Consider the following 22,032-nt stretch of genomic DNA (forward strand, 5'->3'; position numbering starts at 1 on the left):
TGCCCAGCTTAGTCCTTATCGGCGCAGCGAAATTCGCTTGGCCGATGAGTTCATCGACCGCATACCGGACCGCTCAATCACCCTGTTGGACAAGGCTTCTGGAGCGCTGATCTGCTGCTGCGTCTGGCCGGTGGCGGCCAACAACGGCATTGGCTGATTCCCGCTCGCAAAGATCTGGTGTGCGAGACACGGGAGACTTACCACGCCGATGATCAGTGGGTGCAGATGAAGGTCTCGCCGCAGGCACGCAAACGTAACCCCAAACTTCCTGCGGTCTGGGAAGTGCGAGCCGTGAGCTACATGCACAAAGGACAGCGAAGAACGGTCTACACCTCGCTGCCAGCCGAGCACTACTCCAGCGAAGCCGTTGCACAGTTGTATCGGGAGCGCTGGGAAATCGAGTTGGGCTTCCGGGACATCAAGAGCTCCCTGCAACACAATGCCGTCACGCTGCGCAGCAAGACCGTCGCGTTGATCTATCAGGAAGTCTGGGGTTTGCTCCTGGGCTACAACGTGATCCGTCGCGAGGCCAGTCAGGCCGCCGTGGCGCACGGCCAAGAGCCAGCCCGAGTGCGATTCAAGTTCGCCTATCAATACATCGCCGCCCAGCTCATTGTCATGGCGGCGGCGCAACCTCTATCACGCACCGGAGCGCGACTGGCTGAACTCAGGGCCGGAATCGGCAACCTGTTTCTGGATAGACGACCTCGGCCTTCCAGGCCGAGGTCCGTCAAAATATCCAAGACTCGCTACCCCGTGAATCGAAAAGCCGCTCCGCTTAAGTGAACAGCATTAGGCATTTGTCGGGCTTTTTCGTACGAACGGCTATCGCAGGAAACTCAGTCGCCCATCTGCTTCTGCAAATGCTCGCGACGCTCCTGCGCATCGAGCGACAGGGTAGCGATGGGACGCGCGTCGAGGCGCTCGACGCCGATCTCCTCGTCGGTTTCTTCGCAGAAGCCGTAGCTGCCGTCTTCGATTCGGCGCAGCGCCTTGTCGATTTTGGAGATCAGCTTGCGATAGCGATCGCGAGTGCGCAGCTCAAGCGAATTTTCCGTTTCGCGCGTGGCGCGCTCGGCCTCGTCGCCGACGTCGCGCACTTCGTCACGCAGGTTGTCCATGGTCTGGCGCGACTCTTCCACGAGCTGGTCGCGCCAGTCGCGAAGCTTGTTGCGGAAGTAGGCCAGGTGCTCCGGATTCATGTACTCCTCTTTGCTGGAGGGTTTGTAGCCCTTCGGCAAATTGATCACGCTGGTCGCGGGTAATGCGTAACGCCCGTCTTCGCGGGTGACGCCGTTGTCGAGTTTTTTCGTAGCCAATTTATTCATTGATGATGACGAGTTTTTCTGACTTTTGTTGGGGGAAGCATGGTGCTGATCGGCCTCGTCGGCGCGAGGTTTCACCATGGCGGTAGCGCTGGCGACCTTGCCTTTGAAAAGGTTGGTCGCCGAGGCCGTGGATGTGTTTTTGGAGGTAGCAGCGGGGGCCGCCTTTTCTGCCGGTTTCGCCGGCGTCGCTTTCACCGCGGCAGCTTTGCTGACAACGGCAGGTTGAGCCGCCGGCTTGGGGGCCGGCTTGACCGGCGCCGCCGCTTTTTTGGCGGGAGGCGCGGCATGGGTTTTTGCCGGTGCTGCCTTGGCAACCGGCTTTGTCGCCGGCGCTTTCTTGGCAGGTGCGGCTTTGGGAGCTGGGGTCTTCACTGTTACCTTTTTCGGTGCGGCTTTCTGGGCGACGGGCTTTTTGGAAAGGATGGCTTTTTTCGGTTGCGGTTTGGCGACGGTTTTCTTCATGGCGGGCTTGGCAACCGGTTTCTTGGCAGCAACCGGTTTGGCCACCACTTTTTTCGCGGCCGCTTTCTTGACCGGCTTCGCGGCCGGCGTTTTCTTCGCAGGTACCTTGCTAGCGCTCTTCACGGCTATTCCTTTTTTTTGAGCTGCCTTCGACGCTCCGCCTTTGCCAGCACGCGCCTTGGCCGAAATCGTTCCTTTCTGCGCCTTGGCGGCGTTTGAACTACGCGTCGTATTCGCCATATCCCTTCACCGTTTCGGCCGTGACGACCGGGTGTTATAGCCCAAAGTGTTTACCACCAGCAAGCTCGCATCTGGAATAATCGCGCCACTAGACGCTGTACTTCGTGCCGGCAACGTGAATTCCCCTACCCGATTGATACTGTGGTTGCTCCGTCTGTACAAGCGCTGGATCAGTCCACTGCTTGGCAAACGCTGCCGCTTCTATCCCAGCTGTTCGGATTATGCACGGATTGCGGTTCTGCGCTTCGGTCCATGGCGTGGCAGCCTGCTCTCCGGCTGGCGACTGCTGCGCTGCCAGCCGTTTTGCCACGGCGGGCACGACCCGGTGCCCGCTCACTTTCACTATCCGCGCTGCAGCAACCCGAAGGACACACCCGATGCCCCGTAACTGGTTGAGCCCGGCGTCATCCGGCGGACTCGCGCTATTGATTTTTCTTTTGCTGTGCGGGCCTGCGCTCGCCGGCGCCGTCTCCACCGACCTTCCAGGCACGCTGTCGCAGGGTGGTCTGGTGGTTGTAAGACTCAAACCCGGCAGCCGGCTCGACGTCGCCGGCAAGAGCGTGCATGTGGGCGACGACGGCGTGGCCGTATTCGGCGCCGGTCGCGATGAGCACGGGCCGCTGGCGGTCGCCATTGTCGAGCCTGACGGCCAGCGTCGGGACACGCTCATCGCCATCGCACCGCGCGACTGGCCGATCGAATACGTCAACGGCGTGCCGCCGGCCACTGTGAATCCGCCGCCGGCGCTTGCCGCGCGCATCGAGCGCGAACAGGCCGCGGTGACGGCGGTTCGCAACCGCGACGATGACCGAGAGGATTTCCTCAGCGGATTCATCTGGCCCGTACAGGGCCGCATCAGCGGTCGGTTCGGCAACCAGCGCGTCTACAACGGCGACCCCAAAGCGCCCCACTCGGGCATGGACATCGCCGTGCCGCAGGGCACGCCGGTACGAGCGCCCGCCGCCGGCATCGTCACCTTCGCTCAACCCGACCTCTACCTCACCGGTGGCACCATCGTGGTCGACCACGGCTTCGGCCTCAGCTCCAACTTCCTGCACCTGTCCAAACTGGAGGTTACGGTCGGCCAACGCATCAGCCGGGGTCAGATCATCGCCCTATCAGGTATGACCGGCCGCGTAACCGGCCCACACCTGCACTGGGGCTTCAACTGGTTCGGTGTGAGGCTGGATCCGCTGCTCTTGCCCGGGATCGCATCGCCGTGAGGCGGTAACGCGCGGCCCGAAGCGAATCACGGCGTCGAACCGAACCCGCCCTCCACGCCCTTGCTGGCATAGGCCACCGCGTCGTGCGGATGCAGGCTTTCCTGATGCTCGACGCGAACGTGGAAATCGCTGAGCCGCGGATCGGCATCGAGCGCTTTCTGGATGCGCCGCGCGGCGTCTTCGCAGAACATCAGGTTGCCGCCGTTGGCCAGGGCGAAGGCCTGCTCATCCTCGCGCTTGACCGCGGTCTGCACTGGCGTGCCCAACGCATGCTCGACGCGGTCGATCAGATCGATCAAGTGCAGCCCTGCGCCAACGCTGGGGCGCACGCGCAGGCAGGCGACGCTGCGCTGCGCATGCGGCGTGGCGACGATGCCCTGCTCGCTGCCAAGCCACGCCAGCACGGCGGCCGCATCGATCGGCTTGCCGGCGTCGAAGTCTTTCGAAAACTGATCCTGAATCAGCTGACGCGAGAGCGCCGCCGAGGCCGGACAGGTCGAGGAGTAAACCACCTCGGTGCCGAGTTCCAGCAGAAAGCTGTCGCCGGTGAGGCTCGCCTCGATCGTCACCGGATAAGAGCGCCAGCCGCTGTTGTCGCTGCGTAACGCGGGGCGACGCACCAGTTGCTCGAACTTGATGCTGAGACAGGCGCGGTCGGAGAGATCCCTGTGCGACTCGAGAAAGCCGCGCAGCAGCTGTTGCAGCGTATCGACAGTGAGCGGCTGCGCGCTCAGCACCTGCTCGACCTGCAGATACAGCCGCGACATGTGGATGCCGCGCTTGTCCGGTCGCTTCAGATTGACGAAGGCCCCGACTCTGGCGCTGGCGCGATGCACCTCGCCGTCGCCGGCGTCGAAATGCACGGGCACCTGGATATCGGCCATACCGACCCAGTCGAGCGCACCGGCAAGATGGGGCTGCGCATGCACGGCAACGTCGGGCAGCAGGCGGGCGGTGTTTTCCTGATTTGACATGGATCAATCCTGACAGCGGCCTGCAGATGGCCGCGAGACCGATGAATCTTGGGGCATGCCCTGCGTCGCGCAATAGTGGCGTGCCGGAAACGGTGCGTCCCGCGGAGTCCGGCATTGGGACGCGCCGCCTTTCGCACACCGGCCATCATAACGACAACGTCTGCCCGTTCGATGACGTGGATGATCGGTGGACTCAGCCGGCGTAGCGCCGCCAGGCGCGCGCCGCGGACCAGGCTTGCAGCGTGGTGGCAAGCCCGCTGCGCGGCTGCCCCGACTGCAACGCAGCGAGCGAATCCGGCACGCGCGTGGCATTTTGCGTCAACCGGCTGCCGTGGCGTAACTCCAGCGCGCGAAACACGCTGAGCGGCCCGGGCAATCGGGCCGACTCACGCCAGCCGACCAGCAAATCATCCAGTTGCGCCTTCACCGCCTGCTGGCGCGCGTCGCTGGGCGCGCGTAACTGGGCGCGGCTCAGGCCGTGCCGTGCCAGCCGAGACATCGGCAGCGGCAACCGGTCGCGTTCGGCATCGGCCTCCATCCGCAGCAGCGCATAGAGCAGATGATTGAGCACGGCGACGCGCGTAGCGCGCTCCGCAGAGGCGTCGCGCCCGAACCACCAGGCCGTTTCCAGTGCGGCCAGCGCGCCGTGCAGCGGCTCTGCGGCGCTCAGCTGTGCGGCGAAGTCGGCGGCGGTGCCCTGTTCCAGCTGCGTCATCGCCGCCAGCACGGGCGCCAGCCAGCGCTCGCCGGCGATCGCGTGCGCCCGCTCGTCGTCGAAAATCACCTGGGTCAGCGGATGGCGTCCGCCGCTGGTGGCCGCGCCGGACAACTCCTCGGCCCACCAGTTGAGTTTGGCCACCGCGACCTGCGGCTCGCGGATACCGTAAGCCGCGCCGAGCAGTTCCTGCTCGAGCGCGGCCAGCGCGATATGTCCCGGGTATTGCCGCCCGTCGACGAAGGCGAGCGCGACGCGCTGCTGCGGCTGCACCGCCAGCCACTTGTCGATGAAGCTCTGCAGCTTGGCGCTTTGTTCGACCAGCTCGACCATGTCACGCCTGCAGCCGCAGCAGGTCGACCAGTTGGTCCGGATGATCGACCACCGCATCGGCGCCCCAGGCCTGCGGATCGCCGCCGTCCAGATAGCCCCACCTCACTGCTACAGTATAGAGGCCAGCGGCAGCGCCGGCCTGGATATCGCGCAGATCGTCGCCGACGAACACTCCGTGTGCTGGCTTCAACCCCGCGCGTTCGCAAGCCAGCAGCACCGGGGCGGGATCGGGTTTTTTCAACGGCAGCGTGTCGCCGGAAACCACTGCATGCGCGCGGCCGCTCCAGCCGATGCGCACCAGCAGTTCGTCGGTCAGGAAACCGGCCTTGTTCGTGACGATGCCCCAGCGCATGCCGCGCGCCTCGATACGTTCCAGCAGACCGTCGATGCCGTCGAAGGTCGTCGTCTGCTCGCCCATCACACGCTGGTAAATGTCCAGATAGCGCGGCACTAACGCTTCGATCGCCGGCTCGCCGCGATCTTCAAACGCGCAGCGCAGTACCGCCCGCGCGCCGCGTGATACCACGGAGCGTACGGGTGCATAGAGCGGCGCCGGCGTGCTTTCTTCGCCGCATTGAACGACCAGCGCGGCGTAGAGATCGGGCGCGCTGTCCAGCAAGGTGCCGTCCAGATCGAACAGCACTCCCTCGATGGCGTGGGGCAACGACGTCGGCACGTTTGCTTTCATGACGACTTTTGCGCGCAGAGAATGTAATTGACCGCGGTGAACCGGCTCAGCCATGCCTTGCGGCTCAGCGGGTTGTAAGCGAGGCCGGAGACTTCTTCCAGCGCCAGATCGGCATGCCGAAGCAAACGCCCCAACTCGGATGGCTTGAGAAACTGCGCGTAGTGATGCGTGCCTTTGGGCAGCATGCGCATCACGTACTCGGCGCCGAGAATCGCAGCGCCGAAAGAGGCGGGCGTGCGATTGAGGGTGGACATGAACAGCCAGCCGCCGGGTTTGAGCAGTGTGGACAGATCGTGCACGAGGGCGGCCGGGTCGGGCACGTGCTCGATCAGCTCCATGCAGCACACCGCGTCGAAACGGGCCGGCTCGGCGGCCGCCAGCTCGGATGACGATTGCACGCGGTAATCGACGCGGAGATTCGACTCGTACAAATGCAGCTTGGCGATATCGATCACCTTGTGGCTGAGATCGATGCCGGTCACCTGGGCACCGGCACGCGCCAACGCCTCGCTGAGCAGGCCGCCGCCGCAGCCCACGTCGGCCACGCGCGCGTCGCGCAGGTCGACGTGCCTGGCCACATAGGCCGCACGCACAGGATTCAGATCGTGCAGCGGGCGCGATTCGCCGTCCGGATCCCACCAGCGCGCGGCGAGCTTGTCGAAATGAGCAATTTCCTCGGCGCTTACATTGGCGCCGGCGTGCGGGTCGGTCTGCATCATCGAATTCTCCGGAACGGTGCGCGAGTTTAGCGGGCGGCCCATTCGTACAGCGTGATATCCCAGCCACCGCTGGTATGCGCCGGATCGCGATGGGCAATCGTCTGCGCCTGCGCCAGATCATCGGCAAGCAAAAGGTACGCGCCACCCGACTTGTCGCCGAACGGACCGGACAATTCGAGCCGGCCCCGCGCGCGCAGATCCTCGAGAAACTGCTGGTGCAGCGGCACCACGGCAGTATCGAAACTGGCGCGGCGCATCGCGAGGACGAGATAACGATTCATGCGGGCTCCGACGTCTACTTGGCTCAATGCGCAGCGATACGCTCGCGCCATGCGCGCGTCCTGGCCATCACCGCGTCGGTATCGATATCCGGCAAGACGCGATTGGCCAGCTTGCGCCGGCCGGCGATCCACACGTCGGTGACCTGATGACGTCCAGCCGCGTAGACCAGCTGCGATACCACATGAAACATCGGCTGCGTTTCCAGATCGCTCAACCGTACCGCCGCAAGATCGGCCTGCTTGCCGACTTCGATCGAGCCGATCTTCGCCTCCAGGCCGATCGCCTTGGCACCGTTGAGCGTGGCCGCGCGCAGGGTGAAGCTCGCATCGAAAGCCGCGGCATCTTCGGCGACGGCCTTGGCCAAAAGCGCTGCGCTGCGCATCTCGCCGAACATGTCCAGATCGTTGTTCGAGGCGCAGCCGTCGGTGCCGATCGCCACGTTGACGCCGGCGCGCCGGAGCTTTTCCGCGGGACAAAAACCCGAGGCCAGCTTCATGTTCGACTCCGCGCAATGCACAACGGAGACGCCCGACTCGGCACACACGGCGATCTCCCCGTCGGTCAGCTGGGTCATATGCACGGCAATCAGCCGGTCGTTGATCAGGCCCAGCTTCTGCAGCCGCTGGAACGGGCGCAGGCCGCTTTTCTTTTTCTCTTCCTCGACCTCGTGCGCTGTTTCATGCGTATGCAGATGCACCGGGATATCCAGCTGATCGGAAAGCACGCGAATACGCTCGAAGCTCTCGTCGGACACCGTATACGGCGCGTGCGGCGCAAACGCAGTGCCGATCAGCGGATCGCCGCGGAAACTGTCGTGCACTTCGCCTGCGCGCTCGAAATATTCGTCGTCGCTCTTTGCCCAGGCGGTCGGAAAATCGATCACCGGCAACCCGACCACCGCCCGAAAGCCGAGCTGGCGGTAGGTCGCGCCGATCACGTCGGGGAAAAAATAGTTCTCGTTGACGCAGGTGGTGCCGCCACGCAGCATCTCGGCGACGGCCAGTTCCACGCCGTCGCGCACGAACTCCGGCCCTATCACCTTGGCCTCGGCCGGCCAGATGTGCTGCTGCAGCCAGACCATCAGCGGCAGATCGTCGGCCAGGCCGCGCAGCAGGGTCATCGGATTGTGCGTGTGGCTGTTGACCAGACCGGGAATCAGCGCGTGCTCGGTAAGTTCGACGCGTTCGCGCGGCGCATAGCGCGCGCGGGCCTGCGCAATCGGCAGCAGTGCGACGATCCGGTCACCGTTCACCGCGACGGCGTGATCTTCCAGGACCACGTTGTGCGGCTCCACCGGCACCACCCAGCGGGCCTCGATCAGAAGGTCGATCGGCTGCAATGACGTTTCGCTCATCGGGGGCTCGCTTTGATTGGCCGTAGGTGATGACGTGACTGATTAAACGAGAGGCGGCACGCCTTGCGACGTCCGCCCCATGGATGCTGACGCTCCGGCATGACCGGAGCTTGACGCGCTTACTTGACGCGGCTGTCGTACTCGCCGGTGCGGGTATCGACCTTGATGATTTCGTCCTGATTGACGAACAACGGCACGCGCACCACGGCGCCGGTCTCCAGCGTAGCCGGCTTGCCGCCACCGCCGGAGGTGTCGCCGCGCACGCCCGGATCGGTCTGCACGATCTTCAGCTCGACGAACTTCGGCGGCTGCACGGCAACGATCTGGCCGTTGAACAGGGTGACCACGCACTCTTCCTCACCCTTGAGCCACTTCCACGCATCGCCCATCGCGGTCAGCGGAGCCTGTGCCATTTCGAAGGTCTCCATCTGCATGAAGTTCCACACGCGGTCCTTGCCGATGCCGTCGATAAAGGACAGCTGCATATCGGTATCGGCGACGTCGGCTTCCTCGAAGGAGTCGCTGGACTTCAGCGTCTGCTCGGTGGTGCGACCGTCCTTCAGGTTACGGATGCGGATGCGGGTGAAGGCCTGACCCTTGCCCGGCTTGACGAAGTCAGCTTCGGTGATGATCCACGGATCACCGTTGTGAAGAATCTTCTTGCCCGTTTTGACATCATTGAGGCCAAGGGTCGCCATGCATTTCGCTCCGAAATATAAGAAGTGACATCAAACCGCTGCCGTCAGCGGCTAAAATAAGAGGTCAGTCGGGCAGCACGCCCGTACCGAGGCCGCACATGATACCTGCAAGCACCGCCGCCCGCCTAACCTCAGCCACCGGCCCCGAGGGCGGCGACTGGCGCCTCCACTGGCGCGATGCGCTCACGGATCCCGCCGAACTGCTCGCCCTGCTCGGTCTGCAGCATCTGTCGACCCAGCTGCCTGCGGAGGATGCCGGCTTTGCGCTGCGTGTGCCGCGCGGCTTCGTGCGGCGCATGCGCCACGGCGACGCACGCGATCCGCTGCTGCTGCAGGTACTGCCGCAGCTGGCCGAACTCGATCGCGTCCCCGGCTTCGTCACGGACGCCGTCGGCGACATGGACGCCCGCGCCGCCCACGGCGTGCTGCACAAATACCACGGCCGCGCGCTGCTGATCGCCAGCGGCAGCTGTGCGATCAACTGCCGCTACTGCTTCCGCCGGCATTTTCCCTACGCCGAGGAAATGGCCGCCGCCAGCCAGTGGCGGCAGGCGCTGGCCCATCTGCACGGCGACAGCTCGATTACCGAACTGATTCTCTCCGGGGGCGATCCGCTGGCGCTGGCGACCTCCAAGCTGGAAGCGTTGAGCGCCGGACTGGCCGACATTCCTCACGTCACCCGACTGCGTATCCACACGCGGCTGCCGGTGGTACTGCCCGAGCGAGTCGACGCGACCCTGCTGGCGTGGCTGGCCGCGTTGCCGTTGCAGAAAGTCATCGTGCTGCACGCCAACCACGCCAACGAATTCGACGCCGACGTCGACCGCGCCTGCGCACAACTGCGCGAGGCGGGCGTCACATTGCTCAATCAGTCGGTACTCCTGCGCGGGATCAACGACGGCACCGATGCACTGGCGGAACTCTCCGAGCGGCTGTTTGCCGCAGGCGTGCTGCCGTATTACCTGCACCAGCTCGATCGGGTGCAGGGAGCGGCGCATTTCGAGGTGGATGACGTCCGCGCGCTCGACCTGGTGAAGGACCTGCGCGCCAGGTTGCCCGGTTACCTGGTTCCCACGCTGGTTCGCGAAGTGGGCGGCGCGGCCTCCAAGCTGCCGCTGTAGTTTCTCTGCCACTTTCTACGGCGACGCTTTTGCTGGCGGCTGCCGCAAGAATCCGCTACAAACATAGGCACGAATGTGGTCGGCCCGACACGCCGGAAACCAGCCAGGTAAAGTCAGCGGTGCCCAACGGACAGTTCGACGCCTCATGAAAAAAGATTACGTCATCAAGATCCTCTTCATCGAGAACTCGCTCGAAGAGGCTGAACAGATCATCAGTCTAATGCGCAACAGCGGCATCGCCGTGCGTCCGGCCCGCGCCACCAACGCCGAGCAGCTGCAGAAAGCGATCGACGAACTGGAGCCGGACATCGTGATGTTCGATCCGTCGATCAAAGTCCTGACGCTGCGCGATGTCGTGCAGGCGCTGGACGCGAACGGTCGCGACTATTCGGTGATCGGACTGCTGGACAAAGTGGACGGGCAGCAGGTAGCCGACCTGTTCGTGGACGGCGCCCGCGGAGTCGCGCCGCGCAACCAGCCCAAGCAGCTGATCATCGTGTTGCAGCGCGAATTCGAGGCCTTGCAGACGCGCCGGCAGGTACGCCGCCTGGAAACCTCGCTGCGCGAGTCCGAGCGTCGCTGCGATGCACTGCTGGACTCGTCCAACGATGCCATTGCCTACGTGCACGAAGGTATGCATGTGCGGGCCAATCAGGCCTATCTGGACAACTTCGGCTATCAGAGCTTCGACGACCTGCTCGGCCTGCCCGTGATGGACATGGTGGACGCGGCCAACGCGGATGAATTCAAGCTGCTGCTGAAGGGTCACGCGCGCCACGAAAAAGTGGCATCGCGGATTGCACTGCACGCACGCCGCGCCGACGGCAGCCTGTTCGACGCCACCGTGGAATTTGCCCCCGCCACGTTCGAAGGCGAGCCCTGCCTGCAGATCGTGTTCCGCCGGCAGCAGGTCGATCCGGCCGTTCTCGAGCAGCTGCAGCGTGATCCCGTGACCGGCCTGTTCAACCGCTCACGCATGCTCGAGTGCGTCGGCAACGCGGTAGCCGGCGCCACCAATGGCAAGAAAGGTCAGGCCCTGCTGCTGGTGGAGCCGGACAACTGGAAAACCCTGGTTGCGGGCATCGGTCTGAGCAGGGCCGACGAACTGCTCGCCGCCTTCGCCGGCCGCGTGCGCATGCTGCTCGATACCGACGATGTCGCCGGCATGCTGGCGGAGCACACCTTCGGTATCATGCTGGATTCGCGCGAGGACGCCACCACCAGGGAATGGATCGCCAAACTGCAGCAGAGCATCAGCGCCGATATTTTCGACGTGGGCGAGCGTTCGATGAGCCTCACCGCCAGCATCGGCGGCAGCCTGCTGGGCGAAAAGAACGCCAATGCCGATCAGCTGCTCAACGAAGCTGCCCAGGCCCTGCGCATGGCGCAGAGCCTGGGCGGCAACAAGATCGAATTGAACGACCCCGCGGCCGGCGAAAAAGCCGATCGAGAGCGCGATCTCTACTGGCTGGACCTGCTCAAGGAATCGCTGCAGAAAAACGGTCTGGTGCTGTATCACCAGCAGATCGTCAGCCTGCAGGACGCCGAAGGCGAATATTCCGAAATCCTGCTGCGCATGAACGGGCCGAAGGGCGAAGTGATGCCGGCCTTCTTCATGCCGATCGCCGAAAAGAACAAGCTCAACAGCGCCATCGACCGCTGGGTACTGCACCGTATCATCAGCGCGCTGCAGATCCGAGAAAGCCACGGCATGCAAACCACGTTTTTCGTCAAGCTCACCGCCGACTCGATCAGCGACGAGACCTTGCTGCCGTGGCTGGCCGAGCGGCTCAAGCGGGCGGCGCTCAAACATGGGCGCATCGTGCTGGAAATGACTGAAAGCAAGATCATGACAATGCTTCGGCCAGCGCAGGAATTCGTCAATGGCTGGAAAAAACTGGGTGGCAAATTTGCGCTGGAGCAGTTCGGCTCCGGCCTGAACTCGTTCCAATTGCTCAATCATATCGATGCGGATTACCTGAAGATCGACCGCAGCTACATGGCCGATCTGCCGCAGCACGCGGAAAGCCAGAAAAAGATCGCCGAGATTTGCGAACAGGCCAAGGCGCTCAATCGACAGACCATCGCCGAGTGGGTCGAGGATGCCACCAGCACCTCGCTATTGTTCGCCTACGGCGTGGACTTCGTGCAGGGCAATTTCCTGCAGATACCGCAGCTGCTGACATCCTCCGGCAGCGTCGTCATGCAGGCGGTCGGCAACTAGTATCTAAGCCGCGCTCTTTTCGAAACACAAAAAGCCCGCGGAGCGATCCGCGGGCTTTTTGTCGTGCCAGACCATCCCCTGCGAGATAGTCCGACCGTTTTACTCGGCGCTGGAAGCAGCAGATGCAGCCTTGGCCTTGTTGGCGGCCTTGGCAGCCGCCGCGGCGGCGACGTCTTCCTTGATGCGGGCGGCCTTGCCTTCCAGACCACGCAGGTAATACAGCTTGGCGCCGCGGACCTTGCCCTTGCGCTTCACGGTGACCGAATCGATCGCCTGGCTATGCGACTGGAACACGCGCTCCACGCCAGTGCCGTGCGAAATCTTGCGCACGGTGAAGGCCGAATGCAGGCCGCGGCTGCGACGGGCGATGACGATACCCTCGAACGCCTGCACGCGCTCGCGGTTGCCTTCCTTCACCTTGACGTTGACGACCACGGTATCGCCGGGGCCGAACTCCGGCAGCTGGCGGGTGATCTGCTCGGCTTCGAACTGTTCAATGATCTTGTTCATGGCAACCTCTGGGTTTTTGCGTTCATCCCTGACCGCAAGAATCAATCAGCGACCATCCGTGGCCGCACTATTTAATTTCGAGCCGTCACGTATTCGCGGCGGAATTCATCTAGCAGCGCACGGGATTCAGCATCCAGCGCGCGTTGCGCCAACAGCTCCGGACGGCGCAACCAGGTTCGTCCCAGCGACTGCTTGTGGCGCCAGCGGGCAATCGCCGCGTGGTCACCGGAAAGCAGTACCTCCGGCACGGAACCCAGCGCATCGTGCACCGGTTTCGCATAGTGCGGACAATCGAGCAGGCCATCGGAAAATGAGTCCTGTTCGGCCGACTGCGCATCGTTCAATGCGCCGTCCTGCAAGCGGCCCACGGCGTCGATGATCACCGCCGCTGCCAGCTCGCCACCCGACAACACATAATCGCCGATCGACAGCTCTTCGTCGACCTCGTGCGCCAGCAGACGTTCGTCCACACCTTCATAACGTCCGCAAAGCAGAGCGATGCGCGGCAGCTTCGCCAGCGCTTCTACCCTACCCTGCGTCAGCCGCGCTCCTTGCGGACTGAGATAAATCACGTGCGCCGGCTCCGGCGCCGCATTGCGTACGACCTCAAGGGTTTTACGCAATGGTTCGATCAACATCACCATACCCGGACCGCCGCCGTAGGAGCTGCTGTCCACCGTACGGTGCCTGTCGGTCGTGTAGTCGCGCGGGTTCCAGGTTTCCACCTGCAGCAGCTTGCGTTGCTGCGCGCGTCCCACCACACCTACCGCAGCACACTCGCGCACGAAGTCGGGAAACAGAGTAACGACGTCGATGCGCACGATGCTTGACCTCGGTATCGGCTTCTTGCGTTCCCGACTCTATTGTCGCTGTCCGGCGACCTCAGAATTCAGGATCCCAATCCACCACCATGCGTTTTGCGGACACGTCCACCGAACGCACGTACGAACCCTGGATAAAAGGAATGAGCCGCTCGCGCGCGCCATCCCGAACTACCACGACATCATTGGCACCGGTCGCAAACAGGTGACTGACCCGACCCAGCGGCACATCTTCCGTGGTGACGACCTCAAGACCCTCGAGATCGACCCAGTAATACTCATCCTTGCCGGGCGGCGGCAGCTGCTCGCGAGCGACGTGGATATCCATGCCGATCAGCGCTGCGGCCTGTTCGCGATCGTCGATGCCGGGCAGTTGGGCCACCATGCCCTTGCCCTGCTGACGACCTTTTGCACCCGCGATCTGCGTTTCCGCGCCGGACTCCGTGCTGAGCAGCCACGGCTGGTAATCGAAGATCTTCATGCGTGGCTCGGCCCAGGATTCGATCTTGAGCCAGCCTTGCACGCCGTACAGTCCGACGATGCGCCCGATAAGGACGCGCCGACCGGATTCACTCACGCTCAGGCAGCCTGCTGCTTACCGGCTTCCTTCACCAGCGCAGCAACTTTGTCGCTCAGCTGGGCGCCCTTGCCGACCCATTCCTTGACGCGATCGACGTTCAGCTCAAGGCGCTTGTCCTTGCCTGACGCCACCGGGTTGTAATAGCCGATGTTCTCGATGTTGCGGCCGTCGCGCTTGTTGCGCTGATCGGTGACAACAACGTGGTAGAACGGACGGCCCTTGGCGCCGCCGCGCGAAAGACGAATCTTGACCATAGTAAAGCTCCAGAATTGCCGGATATCGGCAGGCGCACGAGAGACGTGCGCGGTAAACGGGGCATTTTAGCGGTTTTTGGGGAAAAGGGAAGAGTTGCTACGAGGGACGAGGGACGAGCAGCGAGTAGCGAGGGCGAAATACTGAATGCTATGGCGATCCGGAGGTCTTTTTTCTTCCGTTCGTGCTGGAAATTGATTTTTGGCGCGCTCGACCCTCGCCTCTCGTCCCTCAACCCCAAGATTGATCAGCGCATCGGCGGCAAGCCGCCACCGCCCATGCCCCCCATTCCGCCCATGCCCTTCATCGCACCGCGCATCTGGCGCATCAGGCCCTTGGTGCCGCCCTTGGACAGCTTGGACATCATTTTTTCCATCTGCATGTACTGCTTGAGCAGGCGGTTGACGTCGGCCGGCTGGGTGCCGGAGCCGCGCGCCACGCGGGCGCGGCGCGAGCCGTTCAGCAGGTCGGGATGCCTGCGCTCTTTCTTGGTCATCGAGCTGATGATGGCGATCATGCGCTTCATCTCGCCGTCGTTGACCTTGGACTTCACGCTGTCCGGCAGGCTGGAAACGCCGGGCAGCTTGTCCATCAATCCGGCCAACCCACCCATATTGCCCATCTGCTCGAGCTGATCCTTCATGTCGTTCAGGTCGAAGCGCTTGCCCTTCATCACCTTCTGGGCGAGCTTCTGCGCTTTTTCCTGATCGACCTTGCGCTCGACTTCCTCGACCAGCGACAGCACGTCGCCCATGCCGAGGATGCGCTGGGCCAGACGATCGGGATGGAACGGCTCGAGCGCATCGGTCTTTTCGCCCGCACCGAGGAACTTGATCGGCCGGCCGGTGATGTAACGCACCGACAGCGCCGCGCCGCCGCGGGCGTCGCCGTCGGTCTTGGTCAGGATCACGCCGGTCAACGGCAGGGCCTCGCTGAACGCCTTGGCCGTGGTGGCAGCATCCTGGCCGGTCATCGAATCGACCACGAACAAAGTTTCGATCGGATTGATCGCGGCGTGCAGCGCCTTGATCTCGGCCATCATCGCTTCGTCGACGGCCAGGCGGCCGGCGGTATCGACCAGCAGCACGTCGATCACTTCGCGCTTGGCCGCAGCGATCGCGGCCTTGGCGATGTCGACCGGGCTCTGCGACGCGTCCGACGGGAAGAACTTCACGCCGACCTGCTCGGCCAGCGTGCGCAGCTGCTCAATCGCGGCCGGACGGTAGACGTCGCAGCTCACCACCATGACCTTTTTCTTCTTGCGCTCGGTCAGCAGGCGCGCCAGCTTGGCCACCGTGGTGGTTTTACCGGCGCCCTGAAGGCCCGCCAGCAAAACGACGGCCGGCGGCTGCTGGGCGAGATTCAGTTCGGTATTGGCGGTACCCATCACCGTGGTCAGCTCGTCACTGACGACTTTTACCAGGGCCTGGCCTGGGCTCAGGCTCTTGATGACGTCCTGACCCACCGCGCGCACCTTGATCCGCTGGATCAGCGCCTGCACCACGGGCAGCGCCACGTCCGCTTCGAGCAGGGCAATGCGCACTTCGCGCAGCGACTCGCGGATGTTTTCCTCGGTCAGACGGCCGCGGCCGCGCAGGCGATTGACAGTGGTGGAAAGGCGTTGGCTGAGCGACTCGAACATGACGGGACCGGCGAACAGGAAAGTATCCGATTATAGCGGACGGATCGATGGCCGCCGCCTGCACGCCCCGCGAAGCCTGTGCGACACTTCCGGTCTATGCTCATTCACACCCTTGCAGCGTTCGCCATCGTGCTTTATCTCGCCGCCTCAGCCGCGCTAGCGCGGCCGTTGTTTACCGGCGGCCAGCCGCTGAACAAGCTGGCGCTGGGGCTCGCCGGTAGCGCCGTAGTGCTGCATGCGGCCATTCTTCTCGGCGCCCACCGCGGTGCGCTGGATCTGCACTTTTTTGCCGCGCTTTCGCTGGTGGCGTTTGTCGTGGCGACGCTGACCCTGCTGGTGAACATTTCGCGCCCGGTCGCCGCGCTGGGCGTGATCGTGTTTCCGCTGACGGCGCTGCTGGTTTTTGTCGACAGCTTTATCGCGCCGCCGACCCTGCCCCACCCGATGGATTGGCAGATCAAGCTGCACGTGACGGTGGCCCTCATCGCCTTCAGCGTGCTCTCGATGGCGGCCGTGCTGGCGATTCTACTGGCGGTGCAGGAACGGGCGCTGCGCCATCGCCAGTTCAGTCCGTGGATGCGCGCGCTGCCGCCGCTGACCTTGACCGAAACGTTGCTGTTCCGGCTGATTGCCGCGGGTTTCCTGCTGCTGACGCTGACCTTGATCACCGGTGCGCTGTTTGTCGACAACCTCTTCAGCCAGCACCTGGCCCACAAGACCGTGCTATCGATCATCGCGTGGCTGGTGTTCGGCGTGCTGCTTTACGGCCGCTGGCGTCACGGCTGGCGTGGCCAGCGCGCTGTTAATCTCACCTTGATCGGCATGGCCGTGCTGCTGCTGGCTTTCTTCGGCTCGAAGTTCGTGCTGGAACTCATCCTGCATCGCGGCATCGATAGCTAATCAGCGGCAGGCGTCGATTGCGTCCGACAGGCGCTCTACCCCGATCACTTCCATCTCCCCAACGCGGCCTTTCTTCGGCGCGTTCGCCTTCGGCACGATGGCGCGCTTGAAACCATGCGTTGCCGCTTCCTTGAGGCGTTCCTCGCCGTTGGGTATCGGACGAATTTCGCCGGAAAGTCCCACTTCGCCGAAGGTGACGGTCTGATCAGGCAAAGGCCGATCGCGCAGTGATGACAGCACCGCCAGCAGCACCGGCAGATCGGCGGCCGTTTCCTGCACGCGGATACCGCCAACCACGTTGACGAACACATCCTGATCGTACGCCGCGACGCCGCCGTGGCGATGCAGCACGGCCAGCAGCATGGCCAGTCGATTCTGATCCAGACCCAGCGCTACGCGGCGCGGATTGCCCAGCGACGACTGATCGACCAAGGCCTGCACCTCGACCAGCAGCGGCCGCGAACCTTCACGCGTGACCATCACCGCACTGCCGGAGGTCGGCCCGGTATGTGCGGAAAGGAAGATGGCCGACGGATTGGGCACCTCGCGCAGGCCCTTGTCCGACATCGCGAACACGCCCAGCTCGTTGACCGCGCCGAAGCGGTTCTTGAACGCGCGCAGGATGCGAAACCGGCTGCCCGATTCGCCCTCGAAATACAGCACCGCATCGACCATGTGTTCGAGCACGCGCGGCCCGGCGATGCCGCCCTCTTTCGTCACGTGGCCGACCAGGAAGACCGAGGTACCGGTCTCCTTGGCAAAACGGGTCAGCTTGGCCGCGGACTCGCGCACCTGACTCACCGAGCCGGGCGCGGCGGTCAAGAGTTCGGTCCAGATGGTCTGGATCGAGTCGATCACCAGCACGCGCGGTCGGGTGGCGAGGGCCTGCTCCAGAATCCGCTCGATGCAGGTTTCCGCCAGCGCCTGCAGCGGCTCCAGGGGCAGACCCAGCCGTTGCGCGCGCGAAGCGACCTGCGACAGCGATTCCTCGCCGGTGACATAGACGCTGGAAAGCTGCGCGCCCAGCGTGCCCAATACCTGCAGCAGCAAGGTAGATTTGCCGATACCGGGATCACCGCCGATCAGAACTACCGAACCCTGCACCAGGCCGCCGCCGAGCACGCGATCAAGCTCGCCGATGCCGGTATGCGTGCGCGCCTCTGTCGTCAATGCCACTTCGGTCAGCGGCGTGATGCGAGCGCTGCCTTCCGCATTGCCGGCATAGCTGGAACGCTGCGCGCCGACCGACGCCTTGGCTACCGACGACGGCGTCAGCACGATCTCGCTCAGCGTGTTCCACACGCCGCACTCGATGCACTGGCCCTGCCACTTGCTGTGCTCGCCACCGCACTCGGTGCAGACATAGGCGGTTTTGGCTTTGGCCATCGGACTCTCGTTACGCGATGCAATCAATGCGTGAGCTTAGCCTGCCGCGGTCGCAAATCGCGAGACGAAGGGACGATGCGGCTGTCGGCTTTCATCGACAGCCTACATCGCTAATTGTCGTCTTCGACAACCAGGACACGGCGCGTCATGCCGCAGGTGAGATCGTAGGAGATCGTGCCCGCCTGGGCTGCAATGCGCTCGACCGGAAGCGACGGTCCCCACAGCGTGACGCGATCACCTACCCTGGCCTGCGGCGCACTACGCAGATCCAGCGTGATCAGGTCCATCGACACACGTCCTATCAGCGGAACCGGCTGCTCGCCAATCAAGACCGGCGTGCCCGCCGGCGCGCTGCGTGGGTATCCATCACCGTATCCGACGGCGGCCACGCCGACATTCATGTCTTCGGGGCAAGTCCAGGTGCCGTTGTAGCCGATCCGTTCGCCGCGCTTGATCGGATTGATCGCGATCAGCCGCGTGCTCAAGCTCATCGCTGGACGAAAGCCGAAATCCGCGCCAGTCTTGCCGTCCACCACGGACAGGCCGTAGAGCAAACCGCCGGTGCGCACCCAGTCGGCGCGCGCGTCGGGCCAGCCGATCGCGGCGGCGGAATTGGACAACGATCGCGGACCGGGCAGGCCCTGGGTCGCCTCACTAAAACGCGCCATCTGCAGCGGCGTCTGCTCGCCATCGGTGACTTCCGACTCGGAAAAGTGCGTCATCAGCCCGATCTCGGGATCAACGCCCGGCATCGCCAGCAACCGTGCATGCACCTCGGCCACGCGCTCGGGCGCGAAGCCCAGCCGATGCATGCCGCTGTCGATCTTCAGCCACACGCGCAGCTTGCCGCGCTCGGGCGTGGTGTGTGCCAACCACTGCAGCTGCGATTCGTGATGAATCGCCGCCTCCAGCATCAGCCGCTGCATCTCAGTGATGTCACTGGCGTTGTCGGGTCCGGACAGCACCACGATGCGCTGCTGGTGCCCCGCCGCGCGCAGGCGCAGCCCATCGCCGATCGCCGCCACGGCAAACATGTCGGCATCGGCGGCCAGCGCGCGCGCCACGCGCTCCAGCCCGTGGCCGTAAGCGTCGGCTTTGACCACGGCCATCACTTTCGCCGGCGCAGCGATCGCCTTCAGCCGCGCCAGGTTGTGGCGCAGCGCACCGAGATGGATGGTGGCGACGGTGGTGCGGCTCATGACTGTTTGGAGCGGGGAATGGGGAATGGGGACGCGCGCAGCGCGAACGCCAAAGGCGGCCCGAAGGGCGAGTGGCGAAGCCGCGAGTAATGGGAAACGCGAAGTTCTTGCCCGCGTGTCGTTCTCTGCCCTACCGAATTTTCACCGTGGCGCAGCGAACAAATGCCACACACGCGCTGCGTGTTCCCTGTTCCCTGTTCCCTTATCCCCGCTCTCAATCGAACGTCCCGCCGAACGAATCGGAGGCGTAGTTCTCGAACTTGGTGTAGTGGCCGAGGAAGGTCAGCTTGCAGGTGTCGGTGGGGCCGTTACGCTGCTTGCCGATGATGATTTCGGCCATGCCCTTGTCCGGCGATTCCTTGTTGTAGTAATCGTCGCGGTAGATGAACATGATCACGTCCGCGTCCTGCTCGATAGCGCCGGATTCGCGCAGATCGGACATCATCGGCCGCTTGTCGGCGCGCTGCTCGAGCGAGCGGTTCAACTGAGAGAGTGCGATCACGGGTACGTTCAACTCCTTGGCTAGGCCCTTGAGTGAACGCGAAATTTCTGAAATTTCGGTGGCGCGATTCTCCTTGTTGCCGGGCACCTGCATCAGCTGCAGATAATCGATCACGATCAGGCCCAGACCGCCGTGCTCGCGATGCAGTCGGCGCGCGCGCGAGCGCATCTCGACCGGCGACAGGCTGGGCGTGTCGTCGATGAAGATTTTCGCCTCGGACAGGATCTGAATGGCGTTGGAGACGCGCGGCCAGTCTTCCTCCTGCAGGTCGCCGTTGCGCAGATGCTGCTGATGGATGCGCCCGACCGAGGAGATCAGGCGGAATGCCAGCTGCGAGGCGGACATTTCCATCGAGAACACCACCACCGCCTTCTTGCTGCGGATGGCTGCGGTCTCGGCGATATTCAGTGCGAACGCGGTCTTGCCCATCGAGGGACGCGCCGCCACGATGATCAAATCCGACGGCTGCAAACCCGAGGTGAGGTTGTCCAGATCGGTGAAGCCGGTAGTGATGCCGGTGAGCTGGCCGCGGTTTTCGTAGCGCTCGGTCAGCAGGCGGAAGGCGTCCTTCACCGCCTCGCGCATGGAGACGGAATCCTTCTTGCCGCGCGCGCCGGATTCGGCGATGTGGAACACGCGCTGCTCGGCGCTTTCCAGCACCTCCTGCATGCTCTTGCCTTCCGGTCGATAGCCGTCTTCGGTGATCGACGTACCCGCGTCGATCAGCTGACGCATCACCGACTTCTCGCGCACGATGCCGGCATACGCGGTGATGTTGGCTGCACTGGGCGTGCTGTTGGCCAACTCGATCAAATAGCCCGCGCCGCCAACCATCTCAGCAAGGCCGTTGCTCTCGAACCAATCGCCCAGGGTCACCGCGTCGCACGGCATACCCTTGTTGGCCAGCTCGTTGATGGCGCGCCAGATCAACCGGTGATCCTTGCGATAGAAATCCAGCTCGGAAAGTTTGTCGGCCACCTTGTCCAGCGCGTCTGGCGCCAGCATGAGGCCGCCCAGCACGGCCTGCTCCGCGTCGATCGAATGCGGCGGCACGCGCAACGCCTCGATCGCCGAGGAAGAAGACTTGCGGTCGGGCACGAAGGACATGGATTTACCTCACGGAGAAACGAGCCTGCGCCGACGCCGAAGGCATGGCAGCTCTGGCCATCATCATACGCGGCGTCATCTCAACCACCGAGACAATAACTCTGTGGATAAGCTGTGTGTTGCTGTGGATAGAAGTAGGCCGGATGGCCCGAGAACCTCGATCCATCGTACATATCTACCCAAAGAAAAGGGCGCCCGAAGGCGCCCTTTTCATGGCATCGAAGCCAGCTCTGAAGCTTACTTGTCGCCGACCACGATCACCTTGACGGTGGTGTGGATGTCCGCGTGCAGATGCACGGCGACGTCGTACTCGCCGGTGTTGCGCAGCGGGCCTTCGCCGAGAATCACTTCGTTCTTGTTCACCGCGAAGCCGGCAGCTGACAACGCCTCGGCGATATCGCGAGGACCGACCGAACCGAACAGCTTGCCTTCGGCACTGGCGTGTGCCGAGATGGTAACGGACGCATCGGCCAGCTTGGTCTGACGGCTCTGGGCATCGGCCAGCAGGCTGTCCGCCTTGGCTTCGTACTCGGCACGGCGCTGCTCGAACGCGGCCAGATTGGCGGCATTGACGCGAACCGCCTTGCCCTGCGGCAGGAGGAAGTTGCGGCCGTAACCCGGCTTTACGACGACCTTGTCGCCGAGCGTGCCGAGATTGCGGACTTTCTGCAGAAGAATGAGTTCCATGGTGTATCCCTATTCGTTAGCGCCGGTGTGGCCCGACGCAGCCGTGGACGGCTGTCCGAAATATCTGAAGGTCCCGCCCGGACAT

At 63.6% G+C, this 22,032-nt stretch carries 24 protein-coding genes and 1 pseudogene; 8 read left to right on the forward strand and 17 right to left on the reverse strand.

What is annotated here, in order from left to right; all coding sequences use genetic code 11:
* Positions 1-786: pseudogene (locus HDE76_RS08415) on the forward strand (IS4 family transposase); the annotation flags it as partial.
* 53 nt (positions 787-839) lie between these two features.
* On the opposite strand, the gene dksA reads toward HDE76_RS08415, so the two are convergent.
* The gene (dksA, locus tag HDE76_RS08420; RefSeq protein WP_179479725.1) at positions 840-1,328 is read right to left on the reverse strand and encodes an RNA polymerase-binding protein DksA; all 489 of its coding nucleotides are present in this window, start codon (positions 1,326-1,328) and stop codon (positions 840-842) included.
* A gap of 76 nt (positions 1,329-1,404) precedes the next feature.
* Between dksA and HDE76_RS20570 the strand changes: the two genes are divergently transcribed.
* From HDE76_RS20570 to HDE76_RS08430, 4 genes are all read left to right on the forward strand, one after another.
* Positions 1,405-1,554, forward strand: a complete 150-nt coding sequence (locus tag HDE76_RS20570) for a hypothetical protein (RefSeq protein ID WP_179479719.1) — start codon at positions 1,405-1,407, stop codon at positions 1,552-1,554.
* A 21-nt stretch (positions 1,555-1,575) separates the two neighbouring features.
* On the forward strand, positions 1,576-1,932 hold the full coding sequence (locus HDE76_RS20575) for a hypothetical protein (protein ID WP_179479718.1): 357 nt from the start codon (positions 1,576-1,578) through the stop codon (positions 1,930-1,932).
* Between the two features lie 213 nt (positions 1,933-2,145).
* Positions 2,146-2,418: a membrane protein insertion efficiency factor YidD gene (gene yidD / locus HDE76_RS08425; protein WP_179479716.1), complete on the forward strand. Its 273-nt coding sequence runs from the start codon at positions 2,146-2,148 to the stop codon at positions 2,416-2,418.
* Positions 2,408-3,253 (forward strand): M23 family metallopeptidase, encoded by an 846-nt coding sequence (locus tag HDE76_RS08430; protein WP_179479714.1) that lies wholly within the window; start codon positions 2,408-2,410, stop codon positions 3,251-3,253. The genes yidD and HDE76_RS08430 overlap by 11 nt, the downstream gene beginning before the upstream one ends.
* A 26-nt stretch (positions 3,254-3,279) precedes the next feature.
* Here the strand turns inward: HDE76_RS08430 and folE2 are convergent, their stop codons facing one another.
* The 7 genes from folE2 to efp all read right to left on the reverse strand — a co-directional run bounded on the left by folE2 (position 3,280) and on the right by efp (position 9,016).
* A complete protein-coding gene (gene folE2 / locus HDE76_RS08435; RefSeq protein ID WP_184506725.1) occupies positions 3,280-4,227 on the reverse strand; it encodes a GTP cyclohydrolase FolE2 in 948 nt (315 codons plus the stop codon).
* Positions 4,228-4,420: 193 nt separating this feature from the next.
* The gene (locus HDE76_RS08440; RefSeq protein ID WP_184506727.1) at positions 4,421-5,275 is read right to left on the reverse strand and encodes a squalene/phytoene synthase family protein; all 855 of its coding nucleotides are present in this window, start codon (positions 5,273-5,275) and stop codon (positions 4,421-4,423) included.
* A 1-nt stretch (position 5,276) separates the two neighbouring features.
* Complete coding sequence (gene gph, locus HDE76_RS08445; RefSeq protein WP_179479708.1) at positions 5,277-5,963, reverse strand: phosphoglycolate phosphatase; 687 nt, start codon at positions 5,961-5,963, stop codon at positions 5,277-5,279.
* On the reverse strand, positions 5,960-6,682 hold the full coding sequence (gene ubiG, locus HDE76_RS08450) for a bifunctional 2-polyprenyl-6-hydroxyphenol methylase/3-demethylubiquinol 3-O-methyltransferase UbiG (RefSeq protein WP_255481511.1): 723 nt from the start codon (positions 6,680-6,682) through the stop codon (positions 5,960-5,962). Before ubiG ends, gph begins: the two co-directional genes overlap by 4 nt.
* A 26-nt stretch (positions 6,683-6,708) precedes the next feature.
* On the reverse strand, positions 6,709-6,963 hold the full coding sequence (locus HDE76_RS08455) for a YciI family protein (RefSeq protein WP_184506729.1): 255 nt from the start codon (positions 6,961-6,963) through the stop codon (positions 6,709-6,711).
* 23 nt (positions 6,964-6,986) lie between these two features.
* Positions 6,987-8,318 (reverse strand): TRZ/ATZ family hydrolase, encoded by a 1,332-nt coding sequence (locus HDE76_RS08460; protein WP_179479697.1) that lies wholly within the window; start codon positions 8,316-8,318, stop codon positions 6,987-6,989.
* Between the two features lie 119 nt (positions 8,319-8,437).
* Positions 8,438-9,016: an elongation factor P gene (gene efp, locus HDE76_RS08465; protein ID WP_179479695.1), complete on the reverse strand. Its 579-nt coding sequence runs from the start codon at positions 9,014-9,016 to the stop codon at positions 8,438-8,440.
* Between the two features lie 98 nt (positions 9,017-9,114).
* On the opposite strand from efp, the gene epmB reads away from it, so the two are divergent.
* Positions 9,115-10,137 (forward strand): EF-P beta-lysylation protein EpmB, encoded by a 1,023-nt coding sequence (gene epmB / locus HDE76_RS08470; protein ID WP_184506731.1) that lies wholly within the window; start codon positions 9,115-9,117, stop codon positions 10,135-10,137.
* A gap of 145 nt (positions 10,138-10,282) precedes the next feature.
* Positions 10,283-12,361, forward strand: a complete 2,079-nt coding sequence (locus HDE76_RS08475) for an EAL domain-containing protein (protein ID WP_184506733.1) — start codon at positions 10,283-10,285, stop codon at positions 12,359-12,361.
* 99 nt (positions 12,362-12,460) lie between these two features.
* Here HDE76_RS08475 and rplS read toward each other — a convergent pair whose 3' ends face one another.
* From rplS to ffh, 5 genes are all read right to left on the reverse strand, one after another.
* Positions 12,461-12,871, reverse strand: coding sequence for a 50S ribosomal protein L19 (gene rplS, locus HDE76_RS08480; RefSeq protein ID WP_179479689.1), 411 nt, complete (start codon positions 12,869-12,871; stop codon positions 12,461-12,463).
* Positions 12,872-12,942: 71 nt separating this feature from the next.
* On the reverse strand, positions 12,943-13,692 hold the full coding sequence (gene trmD / locus HDE76_RS08485; protein WP_184506735.1) for a tRNA (guanosine(37)-N1)-methyltransferase TrmD: 750 nt from the start codon (positions 13,690-13,692) through the stop codon (positions 12,943-12,945).
* Positions 13,693-13,753: 61 nt separating this feature from the next.
* Positions 13,754-14,269, reverse strand: a complete 516-nt coding sequence (gene rimM / locus HDE76_RS08490) for a ribosome maturation factor RimM (protein WP_179479685.1) — start codon at positions 14,267-14,269, stop codon at positions 13,754-13,756.
* 2 nt (positions 14,270-14,271) lie between these two features.
* On the reverse strand, positions 14,272-14,526 hold the full coding sequence (gene rpsP / locus HDE76_RS08495; protein WP_179479683.1) for a 30S ribosomal protein S16: 255 nt from the start codon (positions 14,524-14,526) through the stop codon (positions 14,272-14,274).
* A 245-nt stretch (positions 14,527-14,771) separates the two neighbouring features.
* Positions 14,772-16,166 (reverse strand): signal recognition particle protein, encoded by a 1,395-nt coding sequence (gene ffh / locus HDE76_RS08500; RefSeq protein ID WP_179479681.1) that lies wholly within the window; start codon positions 16,164-16,166, stop codon positions 14,772-14,774.
* A 96-nt stretch (positions 16,167-16,262) separates the two neighbouring features.
* Between ffh and ccsA the strand changes: the two genes are divergently transcribed.
* Positions 16,263-17,066, forward strand: coding sequence for a cytochrome c biogenesis protein CcsA (gene ccsA, locus HDE76_RS08505; protein WP_184506737.1), 804 nt, complete (start codon positions 16,263-16,265; stop codon positions 17,064-17,066).
* On the opposite strand, the gene radA is transcribed toward ccsA, so the two are convergent.
* The 4 genes from radA to rplI all read right to left on the reverse strand — a co-directional run bounded on the left by radA (position 17,067) and on the right by rplI (position 21,947).
* Complete coding sequence (gene radA / locus HDE76_RS08510; protein ID WP_184506739.1) at positions 17,067-18,452, reverse strand: DNA repair protein RadA; 1,386 nt, start codon at positions 18,450-18,452, stop codon at positions 17,067-17,069.
* Between the two features lie 110 nt (positions 18,453-18,562).
* A complete protein-coding gene (alr, locus tag HDE76_RS08515; protein ID WP_184506741.1) occupies positions 18,563-19,651 on the reverse strand; it encodes an alanine racemase in 1,089 nt (362 codons plus the stop codon).
* Between the two features lie 214 nt (positions 19,652-19,865).
* Positions 19,866-21,260 (reverse strand): replicative DNA helicase, encoded by a 1,395-nt coding sequence (locus tag HDE76_RS08520; protein WP_179479667.1) that lies wholly within the window; start codon positions 21,258-21,260, stop codon positions 19,866-19,868.
* Between the two features lie 237 nt (positions 21,261-21,497).
* Complete coding sequence (rplI, locus tag HDE76_RS08525; RefSeq protein WP_179479665.1) at positions 21,498-21,947, reverse strand: 50S ribosomal protein L9; 450 nt, start codon at positions 21,945-21,947, stop codon at positions 21,498-21,500.
* Positions 21,948-22,032: the final 85 nt, after the last annotated feature.

Source organism: Rhodanobacter sp. ANJX3, from assembly GCF_014200755.1.
Classification (GTDB): domain Bacteria; phylum Pseudomonadota; class Gammaproteobacteria; order Xanthomonadales; family Rhodanobacteraceae; genus Rhodanobacter.